The sequence below is a fragment of the Micromonospora sp. NPDC005413 genome (assembly GCF_040606435.1).
Lineage (GTDB): Bacteria > Actinomycetota > Actinomycetes > Mycobacteriales > Micromonosporaceae > Micromonospora.
In genome coordinates this window covers 1-18684 of record NZ_JBEXEV010000050.1, presented here as the reverse complement: position 1 = coordinate 18684, position 18684 = coordinate 1, and the positions used below count along the sequence as shown (strand labels likewise).

Annotated in this window: 16 protein-coding genes; 5 read left to right on the top strand and 11 right to left on the bottom strand. The window is 69.9% G+C overall.

The genetic code is table 11. The features are described 5' to 3' along the window. Positions 1 to 329 precede the first annotated feature (329 nt). Entirely contained in the window at positions 330 to 950 is a 621-nt protein-coding gene (locus ABZS37_RS30995; protein WP_355174852.1) for a DUF402 domain-containing protein, read from the top strand. 105 nt (positions 951 to 1055) lie between these two features. Here ABZS37_RS30995 and ABZS37_RS30990 read toward each other — a convergent pair whose 3' ends face one another. From ABZS37_RS30990 to ABZS37_RS30960, 7 genes are all read right to left on the bottom strand, one after another. Further along, positions 1056 to 2117, bottom strand: coding sequence for an ABC transporter permease (locus ABZS37_RS30990; protein WP_355174850.1), 1062 nt, complete (start codon positions 2115 to 2117; stop codon positions 1056 to 1058). Beyond that, complete coding sequence (locus tag ABZS37_RS30985) at positions 2114 to 3007, bottom strand: ATP-binding cassette domain-containing protein (protein WP_355174848.1); 894 nt, start codon at positions 3005 to 3007, stop codon at positions 2114 to 2116. The genes ABZS37_RS30990 and ABZS37_RS30985 overlap by 4 nt, the downstream gene beginning before the upstream one ends. 81 nt (positions 3008 to 3088) lie before the next feature. Next, entirely contained in the window at positions 3089 to 3808 is a 720-nt protein-coding gene (locus ABZS37_RS30980; RefSeq protein WP_355174846.1) for a response regulator transcription factor, read from the bottom strand. After that, on the bottom strand, positions 3805 to 5142 hold the full coding sequence (locus ABZS37_RS30975) for a sensor histidine kinase (protein ID WP_355174844.1): 1338 nt from the start codon (positions 5140 to 5142) through the stop codon (positions 3805 to 3807). Before ABZS37_RS30975 ends, ABZS37_RS30980 begins: the two co-directional genes overlap by 4 nt. A gap of 128 nt (positions 5143 to 5270) precedes the next feature. Continuing rightward, a complete protein-coding gene (locus ABZS37_RS30970) occupies positions 5271 to 6218 on the bottom strand; it encodes a permease prefix domain 1-containing protein (protein WP_355174842.1) in 948 nt (315 codons plus the stop codon). Further along, a complete protein-coding gene (locus tag ABZS37_RS30965; protein ID WP_354993762.1) occupies positions 6215 to 6556 on the bottom strand; it encodes a PadR family transcriptional regulator in 342 nt (113 codons plus the stop codon). Before ABZS37_RS30965 ends, ABZS37_RS30970 begins: the two co-directional genes overlap by 4 nt. A 722-nt stretch (positions 6557 to 7278) precedes the next feature. After that, entirely contained in the window at positions 7279 to 7899 is a 621-nt protein-coding gene (locus ABZS37_RS30960; protein ID WP_354993760.1) for an L-threonylcarbamoyladenylate synthase, read from the bottom strand. 147 nt (positions 7900 to 8046) lie between these two features. Between ABZS37_RS30960 and dnaE the strand changes: the two genes are divergently transcribed. After that, on the top strand, positions 8047 to 11577 hold the full coding sequence (dnaE, locus tag ABZS37_RS30955; protein WP_355174840.1) for a DNA polymerase III subunit alpha: 3531 nt from the start codon (positions 8047 to 8049) through the stop codon (positions 11575 to 11577). Between the two features lie 27 nt (positions 11578 to 11604). On the opposite strand, the gene abc-f is transcribed toward dnaE, so the two are convergent. After that, positions 11605 to 13242: a ribosomal protection-like ABC-F family protein gene (gene abc-f, locus ABZS37_RS30950; RefSeq protein ID WP_355174838.1), complete on the bottom strand. Its 1638-nt coding sequence runs from the start codon at positions 13240 to 13242 to the stop codon at positions 11605 to 11607. Positions 13243 to 13595: 353 nt separating this feature from the next. On the opposite strand from abc-f, the gene ABZS37_RS30945 reads away from it, so the two are divergent. Both ABZS37_RS30945 and ABZS37_RS30940 read left to right on the top strand, forming a co-directional pair. Then, entirely contained in the window at positions 13596 to 13988 is a 393-nt protein-coding gene (locus tag ABZS37_RS30945; RefSeq protein ID WP_354993757.1) for a type II toxin-antitoxin system RelE/ParE family toxin, read from the top strand. Then, on the top strand, positions 13988 to 14302 hold the full coding sequence (locus ABZS37_RS30940) for a helix-turn-helix transcriptional regulator (RefSeq protein ID WP_355174836.1): 315 nt from the start codon (positions 13988 to 13990) through the stop codon (positions 14300 to 14302). Before ABZS37_RS30945 ends, ABZS37_RS30940 begins: the two co-directional genes overlap by 1 nt. A gap of 66 nt (positions 14303 to 14368) precedes the next feature. On the opposite strand, the gene ABZS37_RS30935 is transcribed toward ABZS37_RS30940, so the two are convergent. Continuing rightward, positions 14369 to 15064 (bottom strand): response regulator, encoded by a 696-nt coding sequence (locus ABZS37_RS30935; protein WP_355174834.1) that lies wholly within the window; start codon positions 15062 to 15064, stop codon positions 14369 to 14371. Next, complete coding sequence (locus ABZS37_RS30930) at positions 15061 to 16647, bottom strand: sensor histidine kinase (RefSeq protein WP_355174832.1); 1587 nt, start codon at positions 16645 to 16647, stop codon at positions 15061 to 15063. The genes ABZS37_RS30935 and ABZS37_RS30930 overlap by 4 nt, the downstream gene beginning before the upstream one ends. A gap of 100 nt (positions 16648 to 16747) precedes the next feature. On the opposite strand from ABZS37_RS30930, the gene ABZS37_RS30925 reads away from it, so the two are divergent. After that, the gene (locus ABZS37_RS30925) at positions 16748 to 18136 is read left to right on the top strand and encodes a cation:dicarboxylase symporter family transporter (RefSeq protein WP_355174830.1); all 1389 of its coding nucleotides are present in this window, start codon (positions 16748 to 16750) and stop codon (positions 18134 to 18136) included. Between the two features lie 110 nt (positions 18137 to 18246). Here the strand turns inward: ABZS37_RS30925 and ABZS37_RS30920 are convergent. Beyond that, the coding region (locus ABZS37_RS30920) for an HD domain-containing protein (protein ID WP_355174828.1) at positions 18247 to 18684 on the bottom strand (438 nt) is incomplete at its 5' end.

Below are 18684 nucleotides of genomic sequence, written 5' to 3'. Positions count from 1 at the left end.
CGGCGGGCTGCACGAAGATGGATCGCCGGGCGACGGCGTCCATGTTCGGCCCCACCTCGTACCCATCGAGCCAGATCCACCCGTGCTAGGTGGGCCAGTTCAGAACCCTGATCACGCGGAAGAAGATTGGCCGCGTGAACTGGACGCTCGCGGCGCGCGTGACCTGGACCAAGTCGAGCGATGATCCACTCTGTTTCGCCGATGTGGGGGTATCCGAAGCGGCGGGTTACCGCACTCTCGGCGAAACGGAGTTGATCAAGCGACCGTTGGAGCGACGCGGCACCCGCGAGCCCGTGGGCTCCCTTGACGGCGAACGAGGAGGGTCAGAGGTGGGGGCACAGCGGTTTGCGGCGGGCGACGTGGTCGTCCGACGCGAGGTTCTGCGTGGCGAGGTGTGGTTCGGCTGCCCGACGATCTGCGTCGAGGATTCGCCCGACCTGCTCGCCCTGTACATCCCACCCGGGGCCGAGTTCGGCTTCCCGGAGACCGGCGTCTTTCCGTGCGGGCGGCACCCGTGGCAAACCGCCGGGCACCGCGCCTGGTCGGGGCACGGCAAGCTGATGCTGCACCGCCCCGGTGAGGCGCACTCGATCGACGTGTTCTGGACCGGCCCGGGGCGCGACTTCGCCGGCTGGTACTTCAACCTCCAGGACCCGTTGCGGCGTACGCCGATCGGGGTGGACACCCTGGACCACGAGCTGGACCTGTGGTGGGGCGCGGACGCCGACCGGTACGTCTGGAAGGACGTGGAGATCTTCGCCCAGCGCCTCGTCGAGGGGCGCTACCCGGGGATGGGGGACGCCATCCAGGCCGAGGGTGACCGGATCGCGGCGCTGCTCGACGCGGGCGAGCGCTGGTGGGACCCGGCGTGGGCGCAGTGGCAGCCCGACCCGGCCTGGTCGGCGCCCCCGCTGCCCGCCGGCTGGGACGAGGTACCGCCCGCCCGCTGAGCCCGACCCGCGGGTCCGTGCGAGAGCAGGTGCCACGGTCGGTCAACGGCCGTGGGCGTCGGCGTCCGATGAGGACACCGACGCCCGGACGGGCGAACTCTCGGCTCAGCCGATCGTCTCCCGCTCCCGCCAGGCGGCGCGCAGCGAGGTCCGGCCGTTGGTGCGCAGGAGAGACCCCTCGTACACCCGGGCCCCGGCGACCAGGAACGCACCGGCGGCGACCAGCAGGATGGCCAGCGAGACGATCGGCTCCCAGGGGGCCGCGTCACCGGTGAACAGCCGCAGCGGCATGGCCGTGGGCGAGGAGAACGGCAGGTAGGACAGCACCCGCATCGCGGTGGCGTTGTCGTTCAGGAAGATCACCGCGAAGAACGGCAGCATGACGGCGAACTGCACCGGCGTCGACACCCCGGCGATGTCCTCCTGCCGGTTGACCAGGGCTCCGGCCGCCGCCCACATCGCGGCGAGCAGCACGAAACCGAGCAGGAAGAACGGTACGAACCAACCGATCGCCGGGGCGAGCAGGCTGAGTAGGCCGCCACTGTCGCTGATCTGCATGCCGATCACCGTCACCACCGCGATCAGCGCGATCTGTGCGAACGCCAGGATGCCGCCGGCCACCACCTTTCCGGCCAACAGCGCTCGGACCGGCACGGCGGCGACCAGGATCTCCACGATGCGGGTCTGCTTCTCCTCGGTGACGCTCTGGGCGATCTGCAGGCCGAAGGTCTGCGAGGTGATGAAGAAGACGAACGCGAAGACGAACGGCACCAGGAACGCCACCACCGGGTCGACCGCGTCGGGGTCGAGCAGCTGCACCGGCGGCGCGCTGCTCAGCGCCATGACCACGTCGTTCGGGGTCTCGTCCATCGCGAGCACCTTTGGACCGGAGACCACCGCGGCGTCCACGTCACCGTCGCGCACGGCCTGTTCGGCGGCCTGGTCGTCGGCCACCACGCGGACGTCGAGGCCAGCGGCGCGCAGCGGGCCGGCGGCCTCCTGGGTGACGGCGACGCTCTCCGGCCCGCCGGAGAGCAGCGGCGGCAGGATCGTGCCCGCCGCGGCGATCAGCAGGAAGAAGAGCGTGCCGAACAGAAAGGTACGGTCGCGGAGCTTGACCCGGATCTCGCGTTCGGCGACCAGCCGGGTGGCCTGGGTGACGTTCACTGGGTGACCTCTCGGAAGATCTCGGTGAGCGACGGGCTGACCGGGCGGAAGGCGCGGACCGGGCCGCGGGCGAGGGCTGCCTGCAGGACGTGCTGTTCGTCGGCGCCGGCGGGCAGGTCGAAGACCACTCGTGCGCCGTCCAGCTCGACCAGGGTCACCCCGGGGTGGTCGCGCACCCAGCCGGCGTCGTTCGCCACCACCAGCTCATAACGGGGCACGGTGTACGAGTCGCGCAGCTGCTGCCTGCTGCCGGCGGCTCGGATCACCCCGTCGCCGATGATCACCAGGTCGTCGCAGAGCCGTTCCACGACGTCGAGCTGGTGGCTGGAGAAGAGCACCGGCGCTCCGGCCGAGGCCCGTTCCCGTAGCACGGTGACGACGGTGTCGACGGCCAGCGGGTCGAGGCCGGAGAACGGCTCGTCGAGCACCAGCACCTCGGGGTCGTGCACCAGCGCCGCCGCGATCTGGGCGCGCTGCTGGTTGCCCAGCGACAGCGTCTCCAGCAGGTCGTCGCCGCGCTCACCGAGACCGACCCGTTCCAGCAGCGTGTCGGTGGCACGCCGTGCCGCGGGGGCGTCCAGGCCGTGCAGCCGGCCCAGGTAGGTCACCTGCTCCCGGGTGGTCATCTTGGGGTAGAGGCCCCGTTCCTCCGGCATGTAACCGAAGCGCCGGCGGTCCTGCCGGGTCAGCGTCGTGCCGCCCCAGCTCACCTTGCCGGCGTCAGGGGCGAGCACACCCAGGATGATCCGCATGGTGGTGGTCTTGCCGGCGCCGTTGGCGCCCACGAAGCCGGTCATCCGGCCGGCGGCCACCTCGAAGGACACGTTCTTGAGCACCTGCCGGTCGCCGAAGCTACGGTCGACGCCGTCGATGCGAAGCGTTCTGGTCACGCATCCACGCTAGATCGAGTACGGCCGTCAGCCGTCCGCCCGGCGGTTGAGCGGATGGGTCCACCTTGCGGCGGACGCCGGTCACCCGCCGGGTCGGACCACCCCGTTCTCGTACGCGAACACCACCGCCTGCACCCGGTCGCGCAGGCCGAGTTTGGCCAGTACCCGGCTCACGTGCGTCTTCACCGTCGCCTCGCCCAGGTGGATGGTCACGGCGATCTCCGCGTTGCTCGATCCGGCGGCGAGCAGCATCAGCACCTCCCGTTCGCGCGGGGTCAGCTCGGCCAACGCGGCGTCGGCGTCCGGCCCACGGTGGGCGGTGCCCGCCGGGTCGCCGGGGCGGGCGAAGGTGGAGATCACCCGGCGGGTGATCTCCGGGGCGAGCAGACCGTCGCCCCTGGCCAGCACCCGGATCGCCTCGATCAGTTCCTCCGGCGTGCCGTTCTTGAGCAGGAAGCCGCTGGCCCCGGCCCGTAGCGCGGCGAACAGGTAGTCGTCGCGGTCGAAGGTCGTGAGGATCAGCACCGCGGGCGCACCGGGCCCGCCGGCAGTGATCTGCCGGGTGGCCTCCAGGCCGTCCATCCCGGGCATCTCCACATCCATGAGTACGACGTCGGGGCGGGTGGCTCGGGTCATGGTGACGGCGCGTTCGCCGTCGGCGGCCTCACCGACCACCTCGATGTCGTCCTCCACCTCAAGGATGACCCGGAAGCCGGTGCGGACGAGGTGCTGGTCGTCGGCGAGCAGCACCCGGACCGGCTGGCCGGCGTCCGATGCCTCGTGGACCGGCGCGGCGCTCACGCCGAACGCTCCGCGCCGGCTGCCAGCTGCTGCCCCTCGCTCGTTCGCCGTTGCGCGCCGACCGGCGGGTCCGTCGACACCGCCAGCGGGAAGCGCGCGCGTACCCGCCAACCGCCGCCGGCACGCGGCCCGGCCTCCAGGTCGCCGTCGTGCGCGGTGACCCGCTCGCGCATTCCGATCAGGCCCAGCCCGACGGCGTTGGTCCAGCCGCCGGCCCGTCCGTCGTCGGTCACGTCGACCTCCACCTCCCGGGCCAGGTAACGGACCCGCACGTCCAGCAGGTCCGCTCCGGCGTGCTTCAGGGTGTTGGTCACCGCTTCCTGCGTCACCCGGTAGGCCGCCTGGGAGACCGATTCGGGCAGCGCGACCGGGTCGCCGTACACCCCGAGGGTGGTCGTCAGACCCGCGGCCCGGGCCCGCTCGACCAGCTCGCTGATGCGTTCGACGCCGCCGGCCACCGGCGGCTCGGCGTCGGCGCCGGCTGAGGTCCGCAGCACGCCGAGCATCCGACGCAGCTCGTCGACGGCGGTGCGGGCGCTCTGCTCGATGGCGGTGAGTGCCGTGCGGGCCTTGTTCGGGTCGCGGTCGAACACCCGGCGGCAGGCGGACGCCTGCACGCCCATCACCGACACGTGGTGGGCGACCACGTCGTGCAACTCCCGGGCGATCCGCACCCGTTCGCCGAGCACCGCCCGTTCCCGGGACTCGGCCTGCGACCGGCGCAGGTCCTCGGCCTGGGTACGCAGCTCGTGCTCGCGCCGCGCGGCCACCCAGGCGGTCTCGCCGAAGAAGTACGCGAACCCGAAGACCAGCACATTGACCAGTACGCCGGTGACCATCGCGGCGAGCACCGGTGGCACCGGCCCGACCGCGTCGGCGAAGGCATCGTGCGGGATGTGGTCGATGGTCACCGCGTAGTAGATCCCCAGCCAGGCGAACATCGTGGCGATCACGCCGATCCGGAGCCGGCGGGCCAGCTGATGGTTCTGCCCCCAGGCGCCGACGGTGTAGAGGGCGCCGAACAGGGCCCAGGAGGAGAACTGGGTCTCCGGGGCCGATCGTGCCTGCGCGGCGATGAACGCCACCGCGACGATCAGCAGGGTCGCGGCCGGCCAACGGCGCCGCCAGATCAGCGGCAGGGTCACCGCGACGGTCCAGAACAGCTGCTCCGGCCCGGACGGCGGTGGACCCAGCAGGAACGCCCCGGTGCTGCGGGCCAGGGTGAGGCTCACCAGCGCCAGCCCGGTCATCCCCAGCCCGATCCAGAGGTCGTTCCGGCGCTGCTCCGTCGTCGGACCCGGACGGCGCCATTCCTCTCGCTGTGCCACGGTCATCCAGGAACGATGCCACGCCGGCCGCCACGGCCGCTCGCCGGGCCGCGCGGCGGTGACCTGGCCCGGTGGACGGGCGGCGGCCCGGCGCGGGGTCCGCGCCGGGCCGCCTGGTCGGCTGCTGCTCAGGCTCACGCCGCCTGACGGCGGGTCTTGGTGCTGGTGTCGATCAGATCCCAGACCAGCACCACGGCCGCGCCGACCGCGATGGCAGCCCCGAGGGTGTTCCGGTTGTCACCTTCCGCCAGCCACGTCAGTCGGTCGCCCAGGGCCGGGTTGAGCAGCCGGTCGGAGAGTGCCAGCCATGCCAGCGGCAGCGAGAACGCCAGGTTGAGCAGGGCCTTCACCCCGAACAGGGTCCAGTCCCAGTGCCCGATCCGGTACTTGAGGATCTCGAACACCACGTTGGCCAGGAGCACCCCGATCAGCATCGGCAGCCAGAACGACCACAGGGCTGGATCGAGGATCGGGATGTTGCTGCCGTCGGTCTCGTGCACCCACGACTGGTAGTGCTGGAAGGGCAGGTAGCCGATGGTCAGCACCAGCATGGCCACCGACGCGATGGTGTCGGTGAGGGAGATGTCCCGGTGCACGGGGACGTCGGGCAGTTGGTCGACGGTCCAGTCGGGCAGGCCGGAGACGGGTTGGAAGCGGTCGATGAGGGCGAAGGTCAGGGTGAGCCAGAAGGCGATCTGCACCGCGACCTCGATGGCGGTGCCGATGCCGCTCCCGATGGCCCCGAACCCCTTGCCGTCCGCCACGTCGATGACCGCGACCACCGTGCCGACGGTCGCCGGGACGAAGCTGAGCAGCAGCTTCAGCAGTCGCAGCCAGACCAGGTAGTAGGTCGGGCCGATGAGCTGCAGTCGGCGGTCGGCGTACCGGGCGGCCAGGAGGTCCGGGTTGCCCAGCTCGGTGAGCACCTCCCGCTCCGCGCCGGTGGCGTCCTGGCCGCCGCCGGTCCGGTCCTCGATCATGTCCTCGATCGAGGCGCGCAGCTCGGTGGCGATCTCGGCGCGGCGCGGGGTGGGCACCGAGCGCAGGGTGGCGGCGAGATAGCGGTCGGTCAGGGTGTTCATCGGTCCACTCCTTGGATCAGCCCGGTGACGGAGGTCTGTACGGCGGCGAGGTCGTTGAGGAGCCGTTCCAGCATCGACTCGCCCTCGTCGCTGGTCCGGTAGAACTTGCGCGGCCGGCTCTCCTCGGTGTTCCACTCGCTGGTGAGCAGCCCCTGGTCCTCCAGGCGGCGCAGCAGCGGGTAGAGCGTGTTGGCGTCCACCGGGAAGCCGTGGTCGGTGAGCCGTTGCAGCAGTGCGTAGCCGTAGTCCGGTCGGCGCAGCGCGACCAGGCTGGCCACCACGACGGTGCCTCGACGCAACTCCTGTAGGTGCGTCCTCAGAACGTCCTCGCTAACCATGTGTCACACCATACTGTGTGCCACACAGTGTTGTCTACGCCAATAACATCGTGTCCACTCATCCTTCGGTGGAGTGCTGTGCCCGGGTCGGGCTGACCTGCGCGCCAGGCTGGTTCGGGGCCTGCCCGCCGGGCTGCCCCGGGTGGTCGGTGCCGATTGCCTGGTCGCGGTGATCGCGCCTGGCCGGTCCTGGCCGGTCCGCCGTGGCGGTCCGCCGTGAGGGCCCGACCGACGTTGTCGGCCCCCGTTGCTCTGCTTCGCCGCACGGGTTCCTTGAAGTGGCGGTGTCCTGGGACGCGGAATAGTCCGACGTCAAGGAATCCGAGTGGATTAGCGGTGTTGACCGGGTCCGGTGGTCGGTGATCGACCCGAGATCGGCGATGTGGGGGTGTCCTTGGTCGGGGATAGCGCGATATCGGCGATACTGAGTTGATCAAGGTTCCCGAGGGCGGCCCAGCGCGCCGAGGGCGCCCAATGCCCCGGACCGCCGGACCGCCGGACCGCCGAGCCGCCGAGTGCGCCTACCGCTGGGGGTGGCCGGGCGCGCCGGCCGCAGCGTCGCCTGACTGCGAATGCCGCACGGCAAGGTGCCGCCTGTGTTGCGCGGGTTGAAGCAGAGCAAAGGGCGTGCTTCGGTGCCTCCACCGGCGGGCGGGAGGAGGACGTGCCGCGATGCCTCGACCGCCGGCGGGAGGAAAGGGCGCGGTGCCGCGCCGGGTGGGCTACTCGAAGCGGGACACGTCTCCCGCGCCCCGGCGCAGGATCTCCGGCTCGGGCCCGGACAGGTCGATCACGGTCGTCGGCTCCATGCCGCAGTCGCCGGCGTCGAGCACCGCGTCGAGCTGGTGGTCGAGTCGTTCCTTGATCTCCCAGCCCTGGGTCATCGGCTCGTCGTCGCCGGGCAGGACCAGGGTGCTCGACACCAGCGGCTCGGCCAGCTCGGCCAGCAGCGCCTGGGTGACGGTGTGCCGGGGTACGCGGACGCCGACGGTGCGCTTCTTCGGGTGCAGCATCCGGCGCGGCACCTCGCGGGTGGCCGGCAGGATGAAGGTGTAGCTGCCCGGGGTGGACGCCTTCACCAGGCGGAAGACCGAGTTGCTGATCTGGACGAACTGGCCGAGCTGCGCGAAGTCCCGGCACACCAGCGTGAAGTGGTGGCGATCGTCGAGATGGCGGATCTGGCGGATCCGGTCCAGCCCGTCCTGGTTGCCCAGTTGGATGCCGAGCGCGTAGCAGGAATCCGTCGGGTAGGCGACCAGCCCACCGCCGCGGATCAGGTCGGCGACCTGGCCGATGATCCGGGGCTGAGGGTTCTCCGGATGTATGTCGTAGTACCTCGCCATCCTCCGAGCCTAGGCGCATCGTCCGGCGATCAGGAGACGAGGGCCACGGCCGTCGGCGCGGACGGTGGAGCCGCCGAGATCACCTCGGTAGGGTAGGTCCCGGTCGGCTCCGACCAACAAGATCCACACCGCCGGGGGGCGCCACGCATGGCCGATTCGTTCGCGCATCTGCACGTGCACACCGAGTATTCGATGCTCGACGGAGCGGCCCGCCTCAAGGACCTGTTCGCCGAGGCCAAGCGGCTCGGCATGTCCGCCGTGGCGATCACCGACCACGGCAACATGCACGGCGCGAACGACTTCTACAACCAGGCGATGGCCGCCGGGATCACCCCGATCCTGGGCGTCGAGGCGTACGTGGCACCGGAGTCGCGCTATCACAAGGCGCGGGTCAAGTGGGGTCGGCCGGAGCAGAAGAGCGACGACATCTCCGGTAACGGCGCGATCACCCACAAGACGATGTGGGCGAAGAACGCGCAGGGCCTGAAGAACCTGTTCACCCTCAACTCGCGCGCGTCCATGGAGGGGCACTACGTCAAGTGGCCCCGGATGGACATGGAGCTGATCGCCGAGCACGCCGAGGGGATCATGGCCACCACCGGCTGCCCGTCCGGCGCGGTGCAGACCCGGCTGCGGCTGGGCCAGTTCGACGAGGCCCTCAAGGTCGCCGCCAGCTACCAGGACATCTTCGGCAAGGACAACTACTTCCTGGAGATCATGGATCACGGCCTCTCCATCGAGAGCCGGGTCCGTGAGGGGCTCACCGAGATCGCCCGCAAGCTGGACATCCCGCCGGTGGTCACCAACGACTCGCACTACACGCACGAGGCGCAGGCCACCGCCCACGACGTGCTGCTCTGCGTGCAGACCGGCAGCAACATCGACGACCCGAACCGGTTCCGGTTCGAGGGTGGCGGCTACTTCATCAAGAGCGCCGACCAGATGCGCGCGGTGGACTCGTCCGAGCTGTGGCAGGAGGGCTGCCGCAACACCCTGCTGGTCGCCGAGAAGGTCGACCCGACCGGCATGTTCCAGTTCCACAATCTGATGCCGCGCTTCCCGGTGCCGGAGGGCGAGACCGAGGAGTCCTGGTTCCGCAAGGAGACCTTCGTCGGCCTGGCCCGCCGCTACCCGGGCGGTATCCCGGAGGGGCACGTCGTCCAGGCGGAGTACGAGCTGGGCGTCATCAACCAGATGGGCTTCCCGTCGTACTTCCTCGTGGTCGCCGACTTCATCCAGTGGGCGAAGAACCAGGGCATCGCGGTGGGTCCGGGTCGTGGTTCGGCCGCCGGCTCCCTCGTCGCGTACGCGCTGGGCATCACCGACCTGGACCCGATCCTGCACGGCCTGATCTTCGAGCGGTTCCTCAACCCCGAGCGGGTCTCGATGCCGGATGTCGACATCGACTTCGACGAGCGTCGGCGCGGTGAGGTGATCAAGTACGTCACCGACAAGTGGGGCGAGGACAAGGTCGCCCAGATCGCCACCTTCGGCACGATCAAGGCGAAGGCCGCGATCAAGGACTCGGCCCGGGTGCTCGGTTTCCCGTACGCGGTCGGCGACCGGATCACCAAGGCGATGCCGCCGGCGGTGATGGGCAAGGACATCCCGCTCACCGGCATCTTCGACACCAAGCACCCGCGCTATGCCGAGGCCGGCGAGATCCGCGGCCTGTACGAGTCCGACCCGGACGTCCGCAAGGTGATCGACACCGCCAAGGGCATCGAGGGGCTGATCCGGCAGACCGGCGTGCACGCCGCCGGCGTCATCATGTCCGCCGAGCCGATCATCGAGCACATTCCGTTGACGCGCCGCGATGCCGACGGGGCGATCATCACGCAGTTCGACTACCCGACGTGTGAGTCACTCGGGCTGTTGAAGATGGACTTCCTCGGCCTGCGCAACTTGACGATCATCGACGACGCGGTCAAGAACATCGAGCTCAACCACGGTAGGAAGCTCGACCTGCTGGCCCTGCAGTTGGACGACCCGGCCGCGTACGAGCTGCTGGCCCGCGGCGACACCCTGGGCGTGTTCCAGCTTGACGGTGGGCCGATGCGGTCGCTGCTGCGGTTGATGAAGCCGGACAACTTCGAGGACATCTCCGCCGTCCTGGCGCTGTACCGGCCCGGCCCGATGGGCGTCGACTCGCACACCAACTACGCGCTGCGCAAGAACGGCCTCCAGGAGATCACGCCGATCCACCCGGAGCTGGAGGAACCGCTGCGGGAGATTCTGGCACCCACCCACGGCCTGATCGTCTACCAGGAGCAGGTGCAGCGCGCCGCGCAGATCCTCGCCGGCTACACCCTCGGTCAGGCTGACCTGCTGCGCCGGGCGATGGGTAAGAAGAAGAAGGAGATCCTCGACAAGGAGTTCATCCCGTTCCGGGACGGCTGCCGTGAGCGCGGCTACTCCGACGAGGCGATCCAGGCGGTGTGGGACGTCCTGGTTCCGTTCGCCGGGTACGCCTTCAACAAGGCGCACTCCGCCGCGTACGGCCTGGTCTCCTACTGGACCGCGTACCTGAAGGCGCATTATCCGGCCGAGTACATGGCCGGGCTGCTGACCTCCGTCGGTGACGACAAGGACAAGATGGCGCTCTATCTGTCCGAGTGTCGCCGGATGCGCATCCAGGTGCTGCCACCGGATGTGAACACCTCGGCCGGGCCGTTCACGCCGGTCGGCAAGGACATCCGCTTCGGCCTCGCCGCGGTGCGCAACGTCGGCGCGAACGTGGTCGCCTCGATCATGCGGTGCCGCCAGGAGAAGGGCGACTACACCGACTTCTACGACTTCCTGTCCAAGGTGGACGCCGTGGTCTGCAACAAGAAGACCATTGAATCGCTGATCAAGGCGGGCGCCTTCGACTCGATGGAGCATCCGCGCAAGGGTCTGCTCGCGGTGCACGCTGACGCCATCGACGCGTACGCCGACGTCAAGCGCAAGGAGGCGGTCGGCCAGTACGACCTCTTCGGCGCCGGCTTCGGTGACGCCGACACCGGCAGCACGACGGTGATGCCGGTCATCAGCGACAGCGAGTGGGACAAGCGCGACAAGCTGGCCTTCGAGCGCGAGATGCTCGGCCTGTACGTCTCCGACCACCCGCTGTTCGGCCTGGAGCACATCCTCGGCCCGGCGGCCGACACCACCATCGCCTCCCTGGCCGAGGACGGCGCGGTGCCCGACGGGGCGGTCGTCACCCTCGCCGGCATCCTCTCCGGAGTGCAACGCCGGGTCACCAAGCAGGGCCGCGCCTGGGCCTCGGCCACCCTGGAGGACCTCGCCGGTGGGGTGGAGACGCTGTTCTTCCCCAACACCTACGAGGTGATCGGGCAGTACATCGCCGAGGACGCCATCGTGGTGGTCAAGGGTCGGGTGGACCGCCGCGACGACACCCCCCGGATCATGGCGATGGACATGTCCATGCCGGACGTCAGCACCAGCGCCAGCAACAAGCCGGTCACTCTCACCATTCCGGTGCACCGGTGCACGCCGCCGTTGATGGAGAAGCTCAAGGAGACCCTGGCGCTGCACCCCGGCGACACCGAGGTGCACGTCAAACTGCAGAACGGTGGGCGCACCACCACCCTGCGGCTGGGTCCGTTCCGGGTGGCGGCGACGACCGCGCTGATGGGTGACCTGAAGAGCGTCCTCGGCCCGGCCAACGTGAGCTGACCGGGCCGAGCACGTGCCGACCGGGCCTCAGGCCCGGTCGGGGGCCCCGATCTCCCGCAGTTGGCCGTCGGCGAGCCGCAGCCAGCGCTGCACGCCGATCTCGGCGAGGAACCGTTCGTCGTGGCTGACCACCACAAACGCACCCTGGTACGCGGACAGTGCGCTTTCCAGTTGCGCGACGCTGACCAGGTCCAGGTTGTTGGTCGGCTCGTCGAGCAGCAGCAACTGCGGTGCCGGGTCGGCGCAGAGTACGCAGGCGAGGGTGGCGCGCAGCCGCTCACCGCCGGAGAGCACCCCGACGGGCAGGTTCACCCGGGCCCCCCGGAACAGGAACCGGGCGAGCAGGTTCATCCGCTGCGCGTCCGGCAGGCTCGGCGCGTACGCGGCGAAGTTCTCCGCCACCGTGCGGTCGAGGTCCAGCAGGTCCAGCCTCTGCGACAGGTATGCGATCCGCCCGTCGCCACGCCTCAGCTCACCGCCGGACGGTTGCAGGTCACCGTTGACCAGGCGAAGCAGGGTCGACTTGCCGACGCCGTTCGCCCCGGTGAGCGCGATCCGCTCCGGCCCCCGGATCACCAGGTCGGCGCCGTCGCCACTGAACAGTTCCCGGTCGTCGAAGCGGGCCCGCATGCCCTGGCCGGAGAAGACCGTGCGACCGCCCGGGACGGTGGTGTCCGGCAGGTCCACGACGATCCGGTCCTCCTCGCGTACCGCCCGCCCGGCCTCGTCGAGCCGGGCCTTGGCCTGGCCGAGTCGGGCCGAGTGCGTCTCCTGCGCCTTTCCTGCCGACTCCTGCGCACCCCGCTTCATGGTGCCGGCGAAGATCTTCGGCAGACCGGCGTTCTTCAGGTTCTTGGAGGCGTTGCTGGCTCGCCGGTCGGCCCGCTCCCGGGCCTGCTGCATCTCGCGCTTCTCCCGCTTGACCTCCTGCTCGGCGTTGCGCAGGTTGCTCTCGGCCACCTCTCGCGCCGCCTGCACCGCCTCGGTGTACGCGGTGAAGTTGCCCCCGTACCAGCGGATCTCACCGCGGTCCAGCTCGGCGATGCGGTCCATCCGGTCCAACAACTCCCGGTCGTGGCTGACCAGCAGCAGGCACCCGGACCAGTCGGTGAGGACGTCGTAGAGCTTGTGCCGGGCCTCCAGGTCCAGATTGTTGGTCGGTTCGTCGAGCAGCAGCACGTCCGGGCGTCGGAGCAGTTGCGCCGCCAGGCCGAGGGAGACCACCTGGCCGCCGCTGAGGGTGTGCAGCCGTCGGTCGAGGGTCAGCTCACCCAGGCCGAGGTGGTCCAGCTCGGAGCCGGTGCGCTCCTCGATGTCCCAGTCGTCGCCGATCGTGGCGAAGTGCTCCTCGCTGGCGTCGCCGGCCTCGATGGCGTGCAGCGCCGCGATCCGCTGGGCCACACCGAGCACTTCGGCCACGCTCAGGTCGCCGGCCAGCGGCAGGGTCTGCGGGAGGTAGCCGAGCACACCATCGACGGTGACGCTGCCGCCGCTGGGCCGCAGCTCCCCGGCGACCAGCCGCAGCAGGGTGCTCTTACCGGCGCCATTGGGCGCGACCAGGCCGGTGCGACCGCCGGGAACGGTGAAGGACAGCTCCGAGAAGACCGGGGTGTCGTCCGGCCAGGAGAAGGACAGGTTCGAGCAGACAATGAACGCATCAGACATGCGAGTGACCTCAAAGGGTGGGGTGGGCAGGTCGAAGCCGCCCGACGACAACGGGGACCGGTGGAACGACAACGTGGCCACGGCGGCTGCGCCGAAGCGCGCCGAACGGTGGCCGAACACATCCGGTCTCACCCGGAGATGTCGTCGTCACCCGCCATGTCTGGTCTCCCTAGTCAACTGCTGACACCCAACGCGCCGAGTCTAACAACGGATCTTCGGCCCGCCACCGGCATTGGCCGAGCGGTTCGGCCCTGCGGTGAGCGGTCAAGCAATACCGGTTCGTGGACCGCAGCCTTCGGCAGCAGACCGGTTCCGAGGGGGACATCGTGTATAGGCTGGGCTATAGTTCGCCCATGGGTCATGAGCCGCCACGTCGCTGGGCGATCAGGACGACAACGGATGTCCGCGACTGGTTGCGGTCTCTGCGGCAGGCTGATCCATCTACGTACCGGTCTGTCAACGCAGCGATCGACATGCTCGCGGAGACCGGGCCAGGCATGGGTCGTCCCCTGGTCGACACTCTCAGAGGGTCGAGTATCGGCAACCTCAAGGAGTTGCGACCGAGGTCTGGACGGGACGTCGCCGTTCGGGTGCTGTTCGTCTTCGATCCCTGGTCCCAGGCCGTGCTGTTGGTGGCCGGCAACAAGGCGGGAGATTGGAATCGATGGTACGACGAAGCGATTCCAACGGCTGAGATTGCGTACGAGGGCTGGCTTGCCTTCGAGAGGAAACGGAGGGAGGGCTGATGACTGACTTCCATGACTGGGACGACATTCGGGGCGAGCTGCACGATGGAGACGATGAAGCGCTCGATGCAGAACGTGCCCGCACCGAGGCCTGGATCAGCGCGTTTCATCTTGCTGAAGAGCGGAAGCGGCTGGGTCTGACCCAGCGGCAGGTGGCCGAGCTGATGGGTGTCACGCCAGGCCGGGTCAGCCAGATCGAAAACGGTGATCTGGAGGCCAACGAGGTCGCGACGCTGAGCCGATATGCACGAGCGCTCGGCGCCCGGATGCGGATCATCTTCGACTACGGCGACGATCTCCGTCAGATCGCTTGACCCTGCCGGCCTGCCTCCGTTCGGCGGGAGCCGCGGGTCGGCGAGAAATTCGTCCTCATGGTGCGGTTACCTGGGGCGGTACTCGACCTCGGGGCGGCCGGGGGTGCCGTAGCGGGGGTGGCGGGCGGCCCGGTCGACGGTTACCAGGTATTCCAGGTAGCGGCGGGCCGTTACTCGGGAGATGCCGGTCAGCGCGCTCACCTCGGTCGCGGACAGTCCCACCTCCGTGCGGGTCCCGTCGGTGAGGGCGGCGCGTACCCGATTGAGGGTCTGCGCGTCGAGCCCCTTGGGCAGGCTGTGCCCGGCGGTGCCGCGCAGGGTGGCGAACATCCGGTCCACCTCGTGCTGGGCGGCCACCTCACCGTCGGCGAGCGCCTGGGCGCGGTAGTCGGCGTAGCGCTCCAGCTTGTCGCGGAACGCGGCGAACGTGAACGGTTTGAGCAGGTAGTGGGTCACCCCGAGGGACACCGCGGTGCGCACCACCGCCAGGTCCCGCGCGGAGGTCACCGCCAGCACGTCGACGCTGCTGCCGGCCGCGCGCAGCGCCCGGCAGACGTCCAGGCCGTGCAGGTCGGGCAGCCGAAAATCGAGGAGTACGAGGTCCACGTCGCCGCCGTCGTTGGCGCGCAGCGCCGCCATCGCCGCCCGCGCGGTGTGGGCCACCCCGACCACCACGAAACCAGGAACCCGTTCCGTGTACGCGGTGTGCGCCTCGGCCAGCAGCGGCTCGTCCTCGACGACCAGCACCCGGATGTCGGTCATGACCGCTCACCTCCCCCCGGCAGCCGAACGGTGAACAGGCTGCCGCCGTCGGCCGAGCGGGCCACCTCGGAGCTACCGCCGTGGCGGCGGACCACCTGCCCGACCAGCGCCAGGCCGAGTCCCCGGCCGGTGCTCTTGGTGGACCAGCCGCGCCGGAACGCGTCGGCCACCCGCTCCGGGGCCAGCCCGGGGCCGCTGTCGGCGACCCGTACCACCAACTCGTCGTCGACCGCTCCGACGAAGACCCGCACCCGGCGCGGCGCTGGCGTGCCGGCCACCGCCTCCAGGGCGTTGTCGACCAGGTTGCCGACCACGGTGAGCAGGTCGCCGGTCGGCAGTGGGCTGTCGTCGAGGCGGCAGTCGGGCTCGATGACCAGGTCCACCCCGCGCTCGCCAGCCTGCGCGGACTTGCCGAGCAGCAGCGCGGCCAACGCCGGCTCGGTCACCGCGCCAACCACCCGGTCGGTCAGCTGCTGGGCGAGGGCCAGGTCCCGGGTGCCGAGCCGGACGGCCTCGTCGGCGCGGCCCAGCTCCACAAGGGTCAGCACGGTGTGCAGCCGGTTGGCCGACTCGTGGGTCTGCGCCTGCAACGCCTCGGTCAGCGCGCGGACCGAGTCCAGCTCGCTGGCCAGGGCGCGCAGCTCGGTCTGGTCGCGAAGGGTCAGCACGGTGCCGAGCACCGCGCCCTCGAAGCGGGTGGTCCGCTGGTTGGCGACGAGCACCAGGTCACCGGCGAGGATGGGCTCGTCGAGGGCGTCGCGCCCGGAGTTGAGCAGCTCGGCCACCGCGGGCGGCAGATCGATCCCGGCGACCGGCTGGTCGATCACCGGCGCGTCCGTGTCGAGGCCCAGCAGCCGGCGACCCTCGTCGTTGACCAGCGCCACCCGCCGATCGGTGGTCAGCACGACGAGACCTTCGCGCACCGAGTGCAGGACCGCGTCGTAGTACTCGTACATCCGGGTCATCTGCGCTGGCCCCAGCCCGTGCGTCTGGCGGCGCAGCCGACGGCTGAGCAACCAGGAGCCGGTCGCGGCGAGCGCGAGCGCCGGCGCCGCGACGCCGAGCAGCACCGGCAACTGGCGGAGCAGCTTGCGGTTGATCGCCCGGGTGGTGATGCCCACCGAGACCAGGCCGACGATGCGTCGCTGCTCGTCGTACACCGGAACAACCGCGCGCACCGACTCGCCGAGCGTGCCAACGTTGGTGGTGGTGAACGGGCGGCCCGCCAGGGCGGGCCCGATCTCCCCGACGAACGGCTCGCCGATCAGCTCCCGGGTGGGGTGCGAGAAGCGGGTGCGGTCGGGGGCCATCACCACCACGAAGTCGGTGCCCGTCGCCAGCCGGGTCGATTCGGCGTACGGCTGGAGGACGCTGGCCGGGTCGGCGGTCGTGAGGGCCTCGCGGACGTCGGGGGAGCGGGCCACGGTCTGCGCCACCGCGAGCACCTCCTCCTGTGCGGCCTGGCGGGAGTCACTGCGGGCCAGCCAGACGGCGCCCGCCGCACCGGCCAGCACGAGCAGCGTCACCACCATCGCCTGGAGGGCGAAAAGTTGCCCCGCGATGCTCCACTGGCGTCGGGCCACCTCCACCACCTCCTCGTCGCGCCGCCGCTGTTGGTGCTGTCGCGGTGAACAGAATGACCGCAAGGCTGTCAACGGGTGAGACGCGCTTCACATTGTCGACATGGACACCACCGCAACCGCCACCTCACCAGCACCCCCGGTCCGTCGGGACCGTACCCGTTACCTCTACCTGGCCGTCATCGTGGCCGTGCTCGCCGGCATCGTGGTCGGCCTGGTCGCCCCCGATTTCGGCAAGGAACTGAAGCCGATCGGCACCGGCTTCGTCAACCTCATCAAGATGATGATCAGCCCGGTCATCTTCTGCACCATCGTGCTCGGCGTCGGCTCTGTGCGGCAGGCCGCGAAGGTCGGCAAGGTCGGCGGCCTCGCCCTCGGCTACTTCCTCACCATGTCGACCGTCGCGCTCGCCATCGGCCTGGTCGTCGGCAACCTCATCCACCCCGGCTCCGGCCTGAACCTCGGCCAGGATCTCGCCGGTGCGGGCAAGGCCGCCGCCGGTGACGAGGCCGGCGGGACGGCGGATTTCCTGCTCGGCGTCATCCCGACCACGCTTCTCTCCGCGCTCACCGAGGGCGAGGTGCTCCAGACGCTGCTGGTCGCCCTGCTGGTCGGCTTCGCCGTACAGGCCATGGGTCGGCGCGGTGAGCCGGTGCTCGGGGCCGTCGCCGTCATCCAGCGGGTCGTCTTCAAGGTCCTCGCCATGATCATGTGGCTGGCGCCGATCGGCGCGTTCGGCGCCATGGCCGCCGTGGTCGGCGCGACCGGCGTCGACGCGCTCAAGAGCCTCGCCCAGATCATGGTGGGCTTCTATGCCACCTGTTTGATCTTCGTGCTGGTCTTCCTGGGCGCGCTGCTCTGGTTCGTGGCCCGGATCTCGATCTTCTCGCTGCTGCGCTACCTGGGCCGGGAGTTCCTGCTGATCCTGTCCACCTCGTCGTCGGAGTCGGCGCTGCCACGGCTGATCGCCAAGATGGAGCACTTCGGTGTCAGCAAGCCGGTCGTCGGCATCACGGTGCCGACCGGGTACTCGTTCAACCTCGACGGCACGGCCATCTACCTGACGATGGCATCGCTGTTCATCGCGGACGCACTGGGTAAGCCGCTCGCCATCGGGGAGCAGATCTCGCTGCTGCTGTTCATGGTCATCGCGTCCAAGGGTGCCGCTGGGGTCACCGGCGCTGGGCTGGCGACGCTGGCCGGTGGGCTCCAGTCGCACCGGCCGGACCTTGTGGACGGGGTCGGGCTGATCGTGGGCATCGACCGGTTCATGTCGGAGGCACGGGCGCTGACGAACTTCGCGGGCAACGCGGTCGCGACGGTGCTGGTGGGGACGTGGACCGGGGAGTTCGATCGGAACAAGGCGGTCGAGGTGCTGCGCGGCGACGACCCGTTCGACGAGGCGACGATGCTCGACGAGCATGACGACGCCGAGGGCGAGTCGGCTGCTCGGCGGCCCGACGAGGCGGCTCCGGCAGGGGTGCCCGCCTGACCTCGTTCAAGAGGCACACCCCGGGGTCCCGCCACTCAGTGGCAGCGGGGCCCCGGGTTCACAACCCATGTAGGCCACCAGACAGCCGTCCTGGTCCTATCACTGCCCCGTCACGTTGGCGGCGGGGGTGGGGTGAGCCAGGCGAGTGGCTGTCCTGCGAGTGCGGCATCGGCGAGACGGTGCGCCGAGGTGGTCTTGAGGGCGGCGCGTGAGCTGTCGATCCAGCGCTGGACGTTGTCGATGCCCTGGTTGCGGTACTCGACGGCTTGGACGAGGCATTCGAGTTTGTCGGCGTCGCGGGCGACGATGGCTTCCAGGGTCTCCTGGGCTTCGTACTCGGTGACGGCGGCGGTGATGGCGTCGGCAACCGCTGGTGGGCAGTCGGCGACCTGATCAGCCGTGACTGCGATGTTGGGTGCTGCGGTCAGTTGACATCCTCTCCGCCCTAGAGGACGGAGATTCCCTCCACGCTGCGCGTGGAAGACGCGGCGTCCGGGTGGGTTACCGCTTCTCTGCGCGGTGCCAGCATCGCTGCTGGTCTTACCTGC